The following is a 16,466-nucleotide window of genomic DNA, read 5'->3' on the forward strand; positions in this document are numbered from 1 at the left end:
GAACGACGGCAATCACCGTAGCCAAAACAGTGCTCTCATTTGCTCGCCCTCAAGAACCAATGCCATTGACGGGCATCGACCGCGCTCGGCCTGATCGACAGCAAGGCAAAAACCAAGCCTGGCATGATTTTCAGTCGCTTGCGGATATAGACGGCCATGGCAATGCTCCAGATGCTCAGTGCAAGTGCCACACCCACCGCAGCGCCAAGCAGGCCGTACACCGCAACTCCGGCTGCACAGGCAATTATATTGGCCACAGCACCCGCTACCATCGTCGTTGCCGCAGCCCATTCATTTCCAGTCATGGTCAGGAGATTCTGTTGGGGCCCGCACAGCGCGACAAAGACATATCCCAAAATCAGAACCCGTGCGATCGGCGCTCCCGCGCTATAACCCTCACCGAAATAGCTCAAGAACGGCTCGACTATCACCATCATTGGGACGGCCACCAGGATGGCACCGCCAGCAGAAAGCAGGGTTGCGCGCGCGAACAGCTGTTGTAGGCCTCTGCGATCGCCTCTGACGTAGAGATCGGCTGCTGTTGGCGAAAACATGGTTGCCACGGCGATACGGGACAGGCCCACGAGCATCGCGACATTCAAGGCCAGCGCGAAAATACCCGCTTCAGCAATATGGCTTGTCCAGCCCAAAACCAGGACTCCTGCCCGACTGACGAAAACATCGAGCCCAGTGATGAGCATGAGCGGGGGGACGGCAAGCCACCATTCCCTCGAGGCATAACTTGGCTTGGCGTGTCCCAGGCCGGGTGGTTCAAACCTCCTCGCGATGATGAACACCAGCGCCGCTGTGAAAGCGGAACTCACAAGCACCGCCATCGTCACCGAGGGCGCATCCACTGTTCGAAATCCCGACAATGCCAGGAGCGCTACCAACACGAGCAGGAGTCCGTCTCGCATGATGCGCTCCGGCAACAACGCCGAGACAACGCCGCCGAAAGCACGCACAAGCGTGGCTCCGAGAGCATAGGCCGTAACCAAGGGCACAGCCATCATGCCGAGCACGATGCTTGTCTCAAGCCCTCTTTCCGATGGATCTGAAAGGAACAGGACGGACGCAGCGCCGATCATCCCGAACAAGGTTGCCGCTATCAGCGATCTCTGCAGCGCAAATCTTATCACCCCGCGGGCTAGATCAAGCCTGCCACTGGCCCTATAGGCCGGGAGGAAACGCAACAATGATACATTAAAGCCAAGCGTTGCCAGATAGGCGAGCACTGACGTCCAAGCCTGAACGTAGGAATAGATACCGTAGTTGTGAGGTCCGATAAGGCGTGCAATTGCCAACTGTGCAAGACTGGTCAAACCAGCGCCACCAATATAGATCAACAAGGCGAATATGCTTGCCCAAGCCAGCCGCGAGCCCATGTCCTTGTTGCGCGGCGGTGCGGTTGCTGAACCAGTTACATCTGCGCGATGAGCCGGCAACTCAATTTGCTTTTCGCCGACCGACCTATCGAAGCGCGACAATGCAGAAAGTATTTGTCTCTCAATCCGACAAATACTTTTAAAGGTCGATGGACCATCGGTGTTTTCGACGGAGATGATTTCCCGGCCAGATGTTGTCAGGAGGTCATGCATCGCTTCAAAAACGGCGAATGAGCGCATGTTAACGCTCAAGTCGGCCTCGAAAATCCGTTCCGCCGGCGGCTCAAGCTCCATCCGCCGACGAAGGCGACTTTCCACGACCGCAGCTGGCACCAAGAGCCTGACGGTGAGATCGGCCGCCGGTGCGAGGCTGAGCGCCTTTTCCAGCGCTCTGGGGTTGGTGCTCCCATTAAACATCGCAAGCGAACCAATCGCTTGAACATATCCTTGATCGAAAATTATAATTTCGGGCGATTGCTCCGCAGACTTCCAGCAACGCGAAAGGTGCAGGATGTATCGCCAGATTCGCGCGCGCCATATTCGGTTTTTTGGCGGTATCATCCTCACTATTGCAAAGGAATTGGAAATATCATCGGCTCGCCCTGCCGAAAAAAGCAGTATTCTGGCTGTTGAAAACATCGCCGATACGATCCGTGATATGAACAGAAAGATTCCGAGATCATATTTGGCGGCCCTGGTGCTTGGCTTGTAGCTGAGAGCGACCTTGGCGTGATAGCCTTTCCCGCGCAGCTGCTGCGCAAGCGCATGTGCGAAGGTTGTTTTGCCGGATCCTGGAGGTCCGAAAAATTCAATGATCATCGTGTAGCTGGCTCGATTTAGGGGCTCGATCGCTCCCTGGAGCTTCTGTTGAAGATCGCACACGCATCTTCAAACCCTCTCCAACAGAAGATCGGCGTTGTCTCCGAGCCTGGAGCCGGCTAGCCTCTTCAGGTTCACCCGGGTGAGCACACTCCCTACTGGAACGGTGGCGGATCCGCCGGCTCCTATTGCATCCAGAGCACCACGGGCAATGCTGCGCCTCGTCCTTGCCCAGCGAACGGCAAAAAGCACCGAATCGGCCCAGCGCTTAAGCAGCCTGGTTTCAGGCCCCCCGAGGCCCAGGGGACCGTTCATGATGACCACGTCGTAGGCCGAACGCAGCTCCTCGGTGAACTGGCATTTGTCGACGGTGGACAGAAGCGTCAGGAGATCATCGGAAGGTGCTGGAGCGGCCATGAGGTCGATACCGATTTCCGGCATCCTCGTAATTGCATCCTTCAGCACGCAACGTTCATTCACATAGTCGCCGAAGGAGTTCCGGGCCTTGTCGGTGCTGAATTCACCACGAAACCCGTTCGTGAGCCGTACATCCTTGCGATCGAGATCGAGGAAAAGCACTCTTCCTCCCAGCCGCGTTGCCGCCAGCGCCAGGCTCCATGCCAACTCGGTCTTGGCATCGTCCTGGATGCTGGACGTCACGAGAATGATATGCGGCGGCTGCCCCTTCCCCTGAGTTGGCGCCGCAGTGACGAGCAGCGAAGTCACGGCGCGGCTGAACGGCAAGTTCTGCTGGCTCAGAACCAGATGCCGCAGCTTTCTGGCATTAAGTCCCGCAACCCTGGGAAGCAGTCCTACGCACGGGACCCCAAGCTCGGCCTCGGCTTCGGCTTCACTGCGCAAGGTTTGGTTGAAACCGTTGCGGACCAGGACAATGACCGCCCCCATGAGACCAAAGACGACCATGCCGGGGGGAATCAGGAAAATCGGCGACAATGTCACGGGGGTCGACGGCGGCCAGGCGGTCGAAAGGACCGCTACGCCTGGCGAAGGAGCGGCGATGCGACGTATCAGATCCTGCTGCCGGCTCAGGAGTTCGTTGTAATGCTGCGTCACGATGGCTACCCTAGGCTCAAGGGAACGCAGCCCCGAAAGTTGGCTCGCCGTGTCGGCCACGGCCGCGTCGAGCATCGCCTTGCGACTTTCAAGAGCCGTAGCCTGGGACCGGTAGACATTTGCCTCGGCAGCGATTCGGGCAACGCTTTGCTCCATTTCGCGGGCGATCGCGTTGCGCAGATCGCCGTCGGCGGCGGCACCCGACTGGCGTGTCACCAGGTCCGTCAACACGGGCGACCCGATTTCTTCAGCGATGGCCGTGACCGGGGCGCCCGCCTTGCGCAGGTCCTCAATACGGCGAAGGCGCGCTTCCGACGCGGAAAGACTGGCTTTCGATAGGAATATCTGCCGGCCGAGTTCCGCTGTCTCACTGGCTGCGTTGTTGGCCGCAGTCTGATCGACGGCGCCATGCGTGAGCCGGTATGTCTCCAGCCGATCTGTCGCTTCGACAAGATCCCTTTGTACTTGCGGAAGGCTGGCGACTATCGAATCCAGATTAACCTGATCCGATGCCCGGCTTTTTTGTACCAGATCTTGAATGTAGACTTGGGCAAACGTGTTCGCGACAAGTGCCGCACGCGCCGGACTTGGATCGGTGAAGCCGATGGTGATGACGCGTGATCGCAGCTCTTGTCCGACCCTCATTCCGTTGCGTAGCGCCTTCAGTTCGGGCGCGTCCGCTGCGTCCGGATTTTCCGCCACCGTGTTATCCTGTCTCCAGGCCCTGCTCAGGAGATCGATGAGGAACGAGCCAGCCGCGGGCGGGACGGCATTGACGACGGTCTTTCCGTTACCGTCGACTGGTTGGGCTTTGCGGAGTGCTGCCAGGACCCGACGCAGGTGGCCTTGCGAGGAGAGCATCGTCAGATGATCATCGATGTTCGATTCCAGCGAGTCCTGGGCGGATGCCACGCCGCCCGAAGCACTGCTGCTCGGGGCATCGATAATGACCTGGGTCGTTGCCTCGAACAGCACCGGGCGGGTGAAGCCTGCCAGTCCGGCCAGGATGCCGCCCAGAAGGGCCATGGCAAGCAAGAACCATTTTCGCGTCGTCAGGATGATGACGAGCTGGTGGAAGGGTGACGATTGCGTTGGCTCGCGTGGCGGCCGCATCAAGCGCAGATTGGTTTCAAGTGTCCCAACTTCCATCTGCTTGGCGCGCGGACGCCGGGCGCGGTTGGCTATGGAACCTTCCATCTCAATCCCCTGTCAGTTCGATATGGTAAGAAGGGTGCGTGGCGACCGTCGATGGCCGCATGGCTTCGTTGCGCCACGCCTGAAACATGAGCACCGGCCACAGGTCGCGGAAATTATCTTGGCTTCCATGCAGATGATTGCGCCAGCATGCGTCGACCTTCTCACGGTCGATGACCCCGTCCCCGGAGCGGCCGATCGTGGCAATGATATCGGTTGCCCAGCCGCGCAAGGGCCCTTTCAACCAAGTCCCGACCGGAACGTCGAAACCTTGCTTGGGCCGGTCGACCAGTCGGCGTGGTACATAACGATCAAGCAGTCGGCGAAGCAACCATTTGCCCTTCCCGTTTCGGACTTTGGCGCGGGCTGGCAAGCGCCAGGCGAATTCAACGACGCGATGGTCCAGGATCGGGCATCGCCCCTCGAGGCTGTTGGCCATGGTGGCTCGATCGAGCTTCACCAAAATGTCGCCCGGTAGATAGCCTGTCATGTCGGCGAATAGGAGACGCGAGAGCAGGCCGTCGAGCTTTGTGGTGTCGGTAGGTGCTGTCGACGGCTTGCGATGAACAAGGTCGTTGGCTGAAGATTTTGTCAGTTGCAGAAAGAGTTCGTCCTCATCTCGCGCCGCGAGCAGGCGGGCAAGGCGAGCCAAGCGGTCACCGCGCAAGCCATGCCGCATATTCGCCGAAAGCGGCAGATTGCCGAAGATATCTTTCTGAGAGGCTTGGGCCAGCAACCCAGCCCCCGATGCCAACAGCCGGCGAAATGACAATGGCAGCTCATGCTGCTTTGTGAGGCGGGTTGCCAGGAAGTGTCGAGAATAGCCTGCGAAGCACTCGTCGCCGCCATCGCCTGAAAGCGCCACGGTTACGTGTTGCCGCGCGAGGCGCGACACCAGCAGCGTCGGTATCTGCGATTCATCGGCAAACGGCTCGTCCCAAATCCGGGGCAGCTCCGGAATGACCTCAAGCGCGGCAGCCGGCGAGAGATGAAGTTCCGTATGATCGGTGCCCAGATGCCGAGCAACCGCGGCCGCATGGGGAGCTTCATCAAACCCACCTTCCCCGAACGCTATGGTGAACGTCCGAACGGGGTTTCGGGACTGTGCCTGCATCAGGGCGACGACAGTCGAGCTGTCGATCCCGCCCGACAGAAAGGCGCCCAGCGGCACATCTGCAACCATTCGTTGCTTGACGGCCAGTCGGAGCAGGCTGTCGAGCTCGGTCGCGAGGTCCTCGTCGCTGGCGGCTATCGGATCGCGCTGTCCCTTGCCGGCGACATCGGCCAGCGACCACCAAGGGTGAATGCGATGCGCAAGCGAACCGGTGCCGCGGGCGTTGGCGAATTGCGCCGCAGTGACCGACAGGACTGAACCAGGCGGCAACTTGAACACGCCCTGCCAAATGCAACGGTCATCCGGCACCCAGCCGTTGGAAACCATCGTCGTCGCCGCATCGACATCGAGTTCCGGGGTGAAGCCTGGGAAGCAAGTGATCGCCTTCAGCTCCGAGGCGAAGACAAGCGCGTCACGTGTCAAGGCGACATAGAGTGGCTTCTTGCCCATTCGGTCGCGGGCAAGCTGAAGCGTTCGGTTCTTCAGGTCCCACAGCCCGAAAGCAAACATGCCAGCGAAGCGCGCGAGGGCTGCATCAAGGCCCCAGCTTTCGATCGCGCACAGCATGACCTCCGTGTCGCTGGCGCCGCGGAAATGATGGCCCGCCCCTTCCAGTTCACGGCGCAGATCGCGAAAATTGTATATCTCGCCATTGAAGGTGATGACATACCGACCGCTCGCGGAGAGCATTGGCTGGCGACCCGCTTCGGACAGGTCGACGATGGCCAGTCGCCGGTGGCCGAAGGCTACCCCCCCTTCACGGCTCACCCAGAAGGCCTCACCGTCAGGTCCGCGATGACGAAGCGTCGTCGCCATCGGTCCGATGGCCCTGAGCGCACTTGCGTTGGCTGCATCGGGCGCCAACAAAATTCCGGCGATCCCACACATTCTAGCATCTCCTCTGGCGAACAATCGCGGGGATCGCTTCCGGCGTCCCGGCGGCAAGGCAGAGGGTCAGACAGAACCACACGATCGGATGGCGGATGACCAAATGCGGAGCACTGAAAACGGCGATCGATGCCACGAGCGCCACGAGAGCGTCCAGCTTCGCCCGCCAGGCGGACAACGCAGCCGAGCCGAAGATCCACATCAGGGCTAGAACCGAAATCAGGCCGCCCTGAGTGTAGAGATCCAGGATGGTGCTGTGCGCCTCGAAGGGCCGCGGCAAAAACTGTTGATTGACCACGGGCGGACTATCTAGATGCGGGCCCGGACCCAGTCCAAGCGATCCCGATCGTGCCCCCTTCTCCAAGGCTGCATTCCAGAGGTAGAGGCGAAGCGCCGCGGTTTGGGCAGTCGCTTCCCCGCCCTTGTCTTTGGTCAGGCTCTTGGCGAAGTCTTCGGCGCTGGAGGCCTCGCTGAGGGCATAGGGCGCTATAGACAGGGCCAGCGGCAGGAAGCCAACGGCCATCAGGACGGCAAGCTGCCTTGAAAGGCTCGCCTTATTGCCGTCGCTCGCCAGCCAGGCCCGGACCCGCAGCCCGAGAAGGATCAGACAAGCCAGGACCGTGGTATAAAGGTAGGTATCGCTTTTTGTCAGCCTTCCGACGTAAACGGTGAATATGAGGCTGCATAGGGCAAGGCATCTTCCCCATTTATTGCTGGTGGTTGTGGCAAGATGCAAGGCCAGTGGACCGAGTAGGGCGCAGTAGAGCGCAAGCTGGTTCGGATTGTCGGACCACCCGCAGAAGCGGTCCCAGTACCAGGGTTCGACCCCAGCCTGATGGAGCCAGCCGAAACCAAGCCCTACCTGAATGATGAAGCCCGCATTCGCGACAGCAACCATCCACCAGGCGATACGACGCAAACGGAAAGACGCGTTGGGCTCCGCAGCGGCCAGACAGGTGACGCACGCCAACAGCACATAGGCCAGCGTGTCGTGCAACAACGGATCCAGGAACAACGTGGTTGTCAGAAAACCGATGATGTAACCCACGCCCATGGCAAGCGCCAGGATCAGCCAGAAAAGCCCAAGCTTGGCCAGTGCCGGCGTAACCTCCAGTTGGCCGCCAGCAAGGATTCGCGTCATCGACAGCATTATCCAGAGCGTGAGGCACAGTTCGCTGTAGCCGAAGGGCAGCCCTGGGATGCTGAGTTGCGCCGCGTAGGACATCGCGACGCCGAAGGCCAGAAGCGCATCACGCATCATTGCCGCGCCTCGCCCAGTCGATGGGGGCTCGGCACCGCCTCTTCCCTCGGATTCGCCTGCGCAGCTTGAACAAGCCTGCTGCGATATCTGCCACCCAGGATTGTCTTGTACAGGTCGCAATACTGGTCGATGACCCACGACAACGAGAACCGCTCCCGCACGAATCCGACGGAACGGCTCCCCATGGTCTTGCCACGGGCGGGGTCGGAAAGAATATCGACTATCCGGGAGGCCAAGCCATCCGCATCGCGCGGCGCCACGAGATAGCCGTTCCAGCCATCCTCAACCACATCGTTGCAGCCCGGCATGTTGGAGGCGACGATCGGTAATCCGGACAATCCCGCCTCCAGCAGGACACGCGGAATTCCCTCGCGATATTGCGTCGGAAACGCAAACAGATCCGCCATCCCCAGGAGGGCTGGAATGTCGCGCCTTGGCCCCAATGCGACAACGTGGGGAACATGGCGCTCGATATCGGCTCTGCTGACGGCAAACGGACCTTCGGAGTCTTGCGGGCCGACAAGTACGAAACGCGCGTTGGGCCTCTCGCGGATAACGCGAGGAACCGCCTCGATGAGGGTTGGAATCCCCTTCTGCCGCGTGAGCCGACCGACAAATATTATGACCTGGGCCGATTGTAGGCCAAGTTCCTCGCGCATCGTGGCAGCCGAAGGACCACGATACCTTGCCATCGAGAATGCATCGGGGTCGATGCCAGAACTCCGGATCAGTCGCCCTTTGCCGCGAGCCACCAGCCGGTAGCGCTCGAAGAAGGCCTGATCATCACTATTCTGGAAGACGGTCATGGCTGTCCAACGAGACGCCACCCCCTGAAGGCCGCAAAAGAAAGGACGCAATGCCAGGGCCCGCGGCTCCCGCGACGAGAATGTCCAACCAAGCCCGTTGATGGTGCGAACGACGGGAACGTGCCCGCGCACCGCCAGTGGAGTTAGGAGATTGGGCTTGGTGTCGAAACTTTGAATGATGTCCGGACGCAGTTCGGACATCAGTTCACGGATCGCGCTGACAGCACCCCATTCTGCACCGCCGCTGCCAAAGCGGTCGAACCCGAATCGGCGATGGGCAATGCCATGGGGTGAAAAGGCGGCTCCGAGATCACTCGAAACGGCAGTGACTTGAAAACCCCTTTCGCGAAGCGCCAAAAGAAACGGGATTCTTAGTCTATGATCCTCGCCTCCAACGCAAACCAGATGCGGACTCATCCTGTCGCTCCTGGATGCGATACCAATCGCTTAAAACAGCTGATCCTATCCGCGGTTTCCATGGCCGGTTTCATCGCCCCTGAACACACAACAGCCAGTCCCACGCTAGGAGGAGGCTTTCGTGCTGTCCTCGTCTGTTTGCATGAAGCAAGCTGATCAACGATGCGGCAATGCAGCCACAATCGCTGTCGCCTCGGTCAGTGCGTTGGATCATCCGGTCTGACGGTGCAAGGACGACATCTTCGCGTACGACACGGCGGGCCGGATATAAAAAAGGGCTGTGTTCGAAAGGTCCGCGCGCCGCGTTCAAAGCAACTTCCGCCCGCCTTCTCTCGCCGGATCAACATCGCGACCAGGCGGTGTGATGACTCGCACCGCCAGTTCTCCCGATCGCTTCGTCTGGAAACAAGCTTTCACCCGGTCTCTGGATATGGTCGGACCACCAGCCGCATCTTCCCGCGGCTAGGCGACCGCGTTGAGGAGCATCGAGCGGCTGCAATGGGAGGCTTCGCCAGGACGCGGTTCCTTTTGCGGTCTGAGCTCGAAGAAATCCTGCGGGAGCGCGCATTTGGGCGGTGGCTCAACCGAAGCGCGCATTGGCCGATTACCGCCACTGCAAACGCACAAGGCGCTCCGGCAGACGTCGCTGCAATGCTTTCGTTGCAGGCTTGAGCACCCCATACTTGGATCATCTACATACCTCTGAGGCAAGCGTAGCATCGAGGCTGTTGTGTTTTTCGGACGCTGATCAAAGATTCTATCAAGGGGCGCCGGTATTTGATTTGTCGCTAATGGATCCTTTCCCTAGGCAGGTGTGGGGCGCCTACCGAATCGGACGAAGGGTATGTCAATGACAACACTCCATTACGCCTCGGGCGGGTCGGCCTCCGAGGTCGCGAAAGCCGGATTCAATCTTGTTGATGTATCTTCCTTGGACCAGCTCAACGCCTTGCCGGCCGGCCAGAAAGGCCTAGTGTGGCTCAATGAAGCCGATGGTGCAACCTCCTCCTTTATCCAGAAGGTCACGCCCTTCATCGGCAATCCGAAAGTGTTTGGCTTCTTCCTAGTCGATGAGCCGGACCCGACCGGCAAATGGGGAACTTATGCCACCGCCGCTGATCTGAAGGCGGAGTCAGACTGGATCCACAGCCACCTGCCCGGCGCCAAGACCTTCATAACCATGATGAACATGGGGTCTTCCGCTAACCCCGACTTTTCAAACACATTCAATCCTGCCAACACGCATATCGACTATTACGGCTTGGATCCCTACCCGGTACGGACCGGAACAAGCACGATTGATTACAACATGATCGACAGGACTGTGGCGGCGGCCGTCGCCTCGGGCATCCCGCTCAGTCAGGTCGTTCCCGTGTATCAGACCTTCGGCGGCGGCGACTGGACGACCGACACGGGCGGTCGCTATGTCCTGCCCAGCGTTGCTCAGGAAAAGACCATGTTGGACCACTGGGCCAAGGTAGCGCCTTCGCCGGCCTTCGACTATGCCTATGCTTGGGGTTCTCAACAGGGCGACACGGCGCTTGAGAGCTCGCCGACGCTGCAGGCTCTGTTCCTTCAACACAACCAGAGCACCGCAAGCGGTCCTTCGGCCAGCGAACCGACGCCGCCGCCTACCAGCACAGTGCCTCCGCCCACAAGTGTCCCTCCGACCAGCACCGGCGATCACATTTTCTACGGCACGGGTAGCGCGGATGTGCTTCGCGGCACCGCTGGCGCGGACACGATGATGGGCCGCGGCTACAACGACACCTACTATGTCAACAACGCCGGCGACAAGGTGGTGGAACTGCGGCACAGCGGCAACGATAGCGTGCTGGCATCGGTCAGCTACGCGCTGTCGGCCGGCTCGCAGGTCGAGCATCTTGCGACCACCAGCAAATTGGGAACTGCCGCCATCAAGCTCACGGGAAACGAATTCGCCCAAACCATTGATGGCAATTCCGGGAGCAACACTATCAACGGCGGTGGCGGGAGAGACGTTCTGACGGGACATGGCGGCAACGACGTCTTTGTCTTCGATTCGGCTCTCAAGGTCGGCAATATCGACAAGGTCACCGATTTCAAAGTGGGCCACGACAAGATCCAACTCGACCACACCGTGTTTGCCGGCCTGCATACAGGCGCCCTTCCCCCTTCGGCGTTTTACGCCGGCAGGGCCGCGCACGACAGCGGCGATCACATCGTCTATAACAGCACGACCGGCGCGCTTTCCTTTGACAGCGACGGCTCGGGCGGCGCACATCAGATCCAATTTGCCACTCTATCGCCACACTTGGCTCTGACGGCGTCCTCGTTCATCGTGACGTGACCGTGGGACGTCAGCCTGAGCAAGATGGTCTGACGTTCTTGAATATGGCTGACGGAACCAAGAAGCCCCGCCGAGCTTGTACTTGGTATGAGCGCGCGCGGCATCGAATTCCTGCAGAAATGGGTAGAGGATAAGATCCCACTCTACACCAAGGCCGATCCGGCTCTTGCGGCGAAACTTGCGGACCAAGCAACGGCGGATGCCATCAGAGCGGGAATCCGCCCCGAGGAAATCTCTGAGGAAGTCGGAAGCATGTTGACGACCATGCTCGAAGTGCTCGATCAGCACGATTCGACATGATTGCGCGCTTGGCGGCAGATGCTGCCCGGCTTGGCGCCAAATGCATAAATGTGTCATGGATCATAGGTCATGGGCCAGCCTAGGCAGCATGACCAACATGCTCTCCCAGAACGCGCGCGACGACCCCGTCCACGTCGTGAGGTTCAGCACCATTGACTTGTATCAACGGCCATCGGTCCTGGCGCAGGCACTCGCCGACCTCTCTTGAGATTTCGGCCTGCCTTAATCCTTTGTCCACGCCAAGTTCGAACAGCATAACCTCGAGGAGCGGTTGCTGCGCATGCCTATCCACAAGACGGCGGCGTAACGTTTCCTGGGGCGCGTCGAGTTGCACAACGAGATCCGGCCGCGGCAGGAACGCCAGGCACTCGCGGACCGCGTCGAGGCTTGGAGTTCTAGCCAGCACACCCAGCGCACACAAAGCCTGAATCATGCCCTCTTCGAAGATGAAGCAACCGGGCGACTCCCGCGCTTGGCGCCAGGACTGGCACAGTTGGGCGATGTCGACCTTCATTCGCCATGACCACACGCGGCTTCGAAGAGGGATCGATGCCAGAAGCCGGGCCGCGACACTGTCCTTTGGCAAGGTCGACAGCAAGATAGGACCGGATGTGGCAATCTTTTTGCCAATTCTTCCTATGCCATGGCGGATTTCCGGAGCGTCATCCTGAGCCGATCCAGGTTCAATCAGGCGATACCCATTTACTGTCTTCACATTGATGCCGTGTCTCGCCAGCCCTTGGCAGAGGCCGCGAAGCAGCGTGGTTTTACCCGCGCCAGGCGGCCCAAACAACTCGATGATCATATGCTCAAGCGTCTCCGAACGAGCAGTCATTCCCCTACGGATCAAGCTTAGCCGGATTTCAGATCACACCAACGTTCATTTGAATGATTGTTCCAGTCAGTGAATCTGGGCACCGAGCCCGGATTCTAGCGGAGATGCCGATCGCTCCGTTCGCCTGGGCAAGCCGTCTTGCGCTCGACGGAGCTTGCAAGGAAAAACGACCGGTGCTGGACACAGATGGCAAAACTTCTGAAGGACGCTCGGGAAGCGCTGGCTAGGCAAGATCGAGGCATCATCCGAATGATTGATGAAAAGATCTCCGCGGCGAGCGATGTTCGACCGTCAGCTTGGCGGGGCCCTGAATGTCCTCAGTGTGTTTGCATTCGGAAGTGGCAAATCAAAACCTACAGGTGGATCTGCGACCCACCCGAAAGTGGTCAGTCGTTCCCGAATATGATCTTGACCAAGGGGGGCCAGTCTGGCGCCGTTACCGACAGATGGGTGCCAAATTTGCGGACACTCCAATCTTCGACCACCTTGGAGATGTCGCCAGGCGGTATCCTGACAAGCTCGCAATCAGCGACGGCGCGAACCGCCTGACTTTTTCTGAGCTTTTCCGGGCGGTCGAGACGCTGGCAACTCATATCGCTGCCGTCGTCCCCGAAGGGCAGGCCATCGGCATCCTGCAAGCAAACTCCGCTTGGTATCCTGTGGCGATGTTGGCGACCATGGCGGCGGGACGGCCTTCGGTCCCGCTCAACACAAGAGATCCCGCCTCTCGCATTTTCGATATAGTCAGTGCCGCGGGGCTCGGCGCGATTATAGGCGCCGAAAATGTTCGCCCGGTCGAATTGGCCCAAGAGATCGTCTGGATCGAAATTGCGGCCGCCGTGGCGTCCAACGATCAACACCCAGAACAGCAGCATAAGCCCCCTATGGTTTCGGTCGATGCGCCCGCATTGGTGCTTTACACTTCGGGCAGCACCGGGCGCCCCAAGGGAATCGTCAACAGCCAACGCAGCCTGCTATGGCGGGTCCGGCAATATGTCGATGCGTGCCATATCAGCGCGGATGACGTTTTCCTGCCGCTGACCGGGCCAGCCACGATCGCCGGTTGCCGGGAGATCTTTGCGGCGCTGCTGACGGGCGCCACGTTGCATCTTCTCGAGGTGGAGGCTGTCGGCCTGCGCGCTACGCGCGCTCGATTGCAGTCCGAAGGTGTGACGATCGCCTATCTTGTGCCGGCACTGCTTCGAGCCCTCCTGGCTGAGGCGCCCGCCGACGCTTCCTGGCCGCTCAGAGTGGCCCGGATCGGTGGGGAGAAAGTGTCATGGATGGACATCGCTTTGCTGCGCAAAGCCGTTTCGGACCAGTGTCTGATCCAGATCGGCTACTCATCGACTGAAACCATCGGTTCGCAATGGTTCTTGCCGCCTGACTGGCCCGAGCAAGACGCGTCGGTTCCCGTCGGCAGGCTGCTCCCTGGTATGACATTCGCTATCGTCGACGAAGCGGAGCGCAATGTAGGGCCAGGCGAAAGTGGAGAGCTTCTGATCAAAAGCCGCTATGTCCTGCTTGGTCATTGGGAGAACGGTGTGGTCGTTCCCGCGCAGCCGGACCCCGACGATCCCGAGGCTCGGCTTTTTTCGACCGGGGACCTCGTTCGGCTCGACGATGATGGCATCTTGAGGATCGTCGGCCGCAAAGGGCGCCAGATCAAGATCAATGGTCGACGCATCGAGCCCGCCGAACTCGAACGGGTCTTGCGTTGCGCGCCTTCGGTGGCGGATGCCGTGGTGATGGTAACGGCCGCGCAGGAACTCATCGCCTTCGCGGTTCCCCAGCGCTTCGCAGGCGGCGCTTTTGCAGACGACCTTCGCCAGCTCCTCAGAATGACCTTGCCGGCACCATTGCGTCCCTTGCGATTGCACCCCGTTGACGCAATCCCACGCCTGTCGGGAGGTAAGGTCGATTTGGCAACACTGGCCGAGATAGATCGTTCGCACGGAAGGAGGGCGCGAGTCGCCCGGTCGTCCACTCTCGATGCTCCGCCCGCCGGAGGAGCAAAGGACACACGTCAAATAGTGCAGCACGCGTGGACGCAGGTTCTCAACACAGGCACTGCCACGGGAAACTGGGATGATGCTGGAGGAGATTCGCTGCAGCTGCTGCACTGCGTGATGGCGATCGAAAACGCCATCGGGCAAGAGCTGGGCCTCGAAGCATTCACCGTCGGCATGAGCTTGGACGAGATGGTTGAGGCGGTCGTCTCTGCACGGTCGGGCGAAGGGCGCGAAAAGAAGCACCACCCCCCGGTTCTTTTCCTGTTTCCAGGGTCCGTTGGCTATGGTCCGAGCCTGGCTGCGTTCGCAGCCGCCATAGGGAAAGTCGCCCGTGTAAACCCGATCCGATATCCGAGCCTTGCGGCGATACTGGACGGACACAACACCCTCAGCGCCATGGCTGGCGCCGCACTCGAGCAGATAAGCCGCATCCAACCTGCGGGCCCCGTGCGACTTCTCGGCCATTCTCTGGGTGGCGCGGTTGCATTCGAGGTTGCCGCACGGCTCATGAAGGCCGGGCGAACGGTGCGGTTCCTGGGCATCCTCGACACGAGCCTTCTGGACGAGCCGAGCAACCATTGGGAGACACTTACCCGTACGTTCTATCGTATTCGCACCAACCGCATATCCGCGCATCGGATGGCTTGCAGAGCCCTTGCGAAGATCACCGTCGCCGTGGGCGGCGAAGCGCGTCTGGCCAGGATTCTGGACAGATTTGCCAATGGAGAGTTCAACCCGACGATCTTCAGGACCAAACTGGAACTGCAGGAGGTTTTAAGGGCGAAGTCATTCTTCCAATGGCTTGAGGCACCGAAACCGGCTCTGCCCCTCTCCGGTACCTTGTTCCGATGTCGCAGGGAGGGAATGCCGCGGGCCTTGGGCTGGGACAGCGTCTTGGCACACCTGGACGTCATTTCGATCACGGGCAGCCACATCGACCTTGTCGTCGAACCAAACCTTGCCACCAACCGTCCGCTTATCGAGACGGCCATCGTGCAGACCTATTCCCCCGCCGAATCTCGCAAAAGGGAGGACTTGTCATCGACATAATTCCGGAATTCAGCAAGGACATGCTGACGCTCGATGCCCGCGCGGAGGTCGATCGCATCGTTGACACCTTGCGCACTCAGGTTCTCGGCACCCTGCATCGTCGCGGCGTGGTTGTCGGTCTTTCCGGCGGTATCGACAGCTCCGTCGTCGCGACCTTGTGCATGCGCGCGTTCGGGAAAGACAAGGTCCTGGGACTGTTCATGCCGGAGCGGGATTCTTCCGGCGACTCCCTGAGACTTGGCCGCCGCGTCGCGGCACAGCTTGGCATTGAAAGCGTCCTTGAGGACATAGCACCGGCACTGGAGGCCATTGGGGCCTACCGCCGGCAGATCGATGCGATCCAGACCGTCGTTCCCGACTATGGGGAAGGGTGGAAATGCAAGCTGGTGATCGCGTCGGTTCTGGAGAGCAGCGGGCTCAATATAACCCGCCTCACGGTCCAGGATCCGCAGGGTAAAGTAGATACCGTGCGTCTGCCGCCAGCTGCCTATCTGCAGATCGTTGCTGCGACAAACTACAAGCAGCGCCTGCGCAAGATGACGGAATACTATCACGCCGACCGCCTCAAATACGCGGTTGTCGGCACTCCAAATCGCCTCGAGTACGACCAGGGCTTTTTCGTCAAGCAGGGCGACGGAGCCGCCGACGTGATGCCGATCGTTCACCTTTACAAAACCCAGGTTTATCAACTCGCGGAATATCTCGAGGTGGATGATGAAATCCGGCAGCGGCCACCGACCACCGACACCTTTTCCATGACCCAAAGCCAGGAAGAATTCTATTTCGCGCTGCCCTATCACCTGATGGATCTATGCCTCTACGGCCTGAACCACGGGGTCGCCAGCAATGAGCTCGCGGCGGTTGCTGGCCTCACCGAGCCCCAGCTTCAGAAAGTGTTCAAGGACATCGAAGCGAAACGAAGGGCGGCCCACTATCTTCACGCGCGGCCTTTGCTGTCCGCCGAAGGCGGAGATTGACCGAG

Annotated in this window: 10 protein-coding genes; 4 read left to right on the forward strand and 6 right to left on the reverse strand. The window is 59.9% G+C overall.

Annotation, left to right across the window (positions count from 1 at the left end):
* Nucleotides 1–35: 35 nt before the first annotated feature.
* The 5 genes from NKJ64_RS02260 to NKJ64_RS02280 form a co-directional block, all read right to left on the reverse strand.
* Nucleotides 36–2,204 carry a polysaccharide biosynthesis C-terminal domain-containing protein gene (locus NKJ64_RS02260; protein WP_031244362.1) on the reverse strand — a complete coding sequence of 723 codons (2,169 nt, stop codon included), beginning with the start codon at nucleotides 2,202–2,204 and terminating at the stop codon, nucleotides 36–38.
* A 69-nt stretch (nucleotides 2,205–2,273) separates the two neighbouring features.
* Nucleotides 2,274–4,475: a GumC family protein gene (locus NKJ64_RS02265; RefSeq protein ID WP_023830094.1), complete on the reverse strand. Its 2,202-nt coding sequence runs from the start codon at nucleotides 4,473–4,475 to the stop codon at nucleotides 2,274–2,276.
* Between the two features lies 1 nt (nucleotide 4,476).
* Nucleotides 4,477–6,474: an asparagine synthase (glutamine-hydrolyzing) gene (gene asnB, locus NKJ64_RS02270; RefSeq protein ID WP_023754517.1), complete on the reverse strand. Its 1,998-nt coding sequence runs from the start codon at nucleotides 6,472–6,474 to the stop codon at nucleotides 4,477–4,479.
* Nucleotide 6,475: 1 nt separating this feature from the next.
* Nucleotides 6,476–7,735: an O-antigen ligase family protein gene (locus tag NKJ64_RS02275; RefSeq protein ID WP_023691498.1), complete on the reverse strand. Its 1,260-nt coding sequence runs from the start codon at nucleotides 7,733–7,735 to the stop codon at nucleotides 6,476–6,478.
* On the reverse strand, nucleotides 7,732–8,958 hold the full coding sequence (locus tag NKJ64_RS02280; protein WP_023727383.1) for a glycosyltransferase family 4 protein: 1,227 nt from the start codon (nucleotides 8,956–8,958) through the stop codon (nucleotides 7,732–7,734). The genes NKJ64_RS02275 and NKJ64_RS02280 overlap by 4 nt, the downstream gene beginning before the upstream one ends.
* Before the next feature lie 850 nt (nucleotides 8,959–9,808).
* Between NKJ64_RS02280 and NKJ64_RS02285 the strand changes: the two genes are divergently transcribed.
* Complete coding sequence (locus tag NKJ64_RS02285; protein WP_023670890.1) at nucleotides 9,809–11,287, forward strand: M10 family metallopeptidase C-terminal domain-containing protein; 1,479 nt, start codon at nucleotides 9,809–9,811, stop codon at nucleotides 11,285–11,287.
* 87 nt (nucleotides 11,288–11,374) lie between these two features.
* Nucleotides 11,375–11,587 carry a DUF768 domain-containing protein gene (locus NKJ64_RS02290; protein ID WP_023670889.1) on the forward strand — a complete coding sequence of 71 codons (213 nt, stop codon included), beginning with the start codon at nucleotides 11,375–11,377 and terminating at the stop codon, nucleotides 11,585–11,587.
* A 79-nt stretch (nucleotides 11,588–11,666) separates the two neighbouring features.
* On the opposite strand, the gene NKJ64_RS02295 is transcribed toward NKJ64_RS02290, so the two are convergent.
* On the reverse strand, nucleotides 11,667–12,392 hold the full coding sequence (locus NKJ64_RS02295; protein WP_023670888.1) for an AAA family ATPase: 726 nt from the start codon (nucleotides 12,390–12,392) through the stop codon (nucleotides 11,667–11,669).
* A gap of 341 nt (nucleotides 12,393–12,733) precedes the next feature.
* On the opposite strand from NKJ64_RS02295, the gene NKJ64_RS02300 reads away from it, so the two are divergent.
* Entirely contained in the window at nucleotides 12,734–15,484 is a 2,751-nt protein-coding gene (locus NKJ64_RS02300) for a non-ribosomal peptide synthetase (RefSeq protein ID WP_023815051.1), read from the forward strand.
* Complete coding sequence (nadE, locus tag NKJ64_RS02305; RefSeq protein WP_280790677.1) at nucleotides 15,481–16,461, forward strand: NAD(+) synthase; 981 nt, start codon at nucleotides 15,481–15,483, stop codon at nucleotides 16,459–16,461. The genes NKJ64_RS02300 and nadE overlap by 4 nt, the downstream gene beginning before the upstream one ends.
* The last annotated feature ends 5 nt before the right edge of the window (nucleotides 16,462–16,466 follow it).

The sequence above is a fragment of the Mesorhizobium sp. M0062 genome, from assembly GCF_040323125.1.
GTDB lineage: Bacteria > Pseudomonadota > Alphaproteobacteria > Rhizobiales > Rhizobiaceae > Mesorhizobium.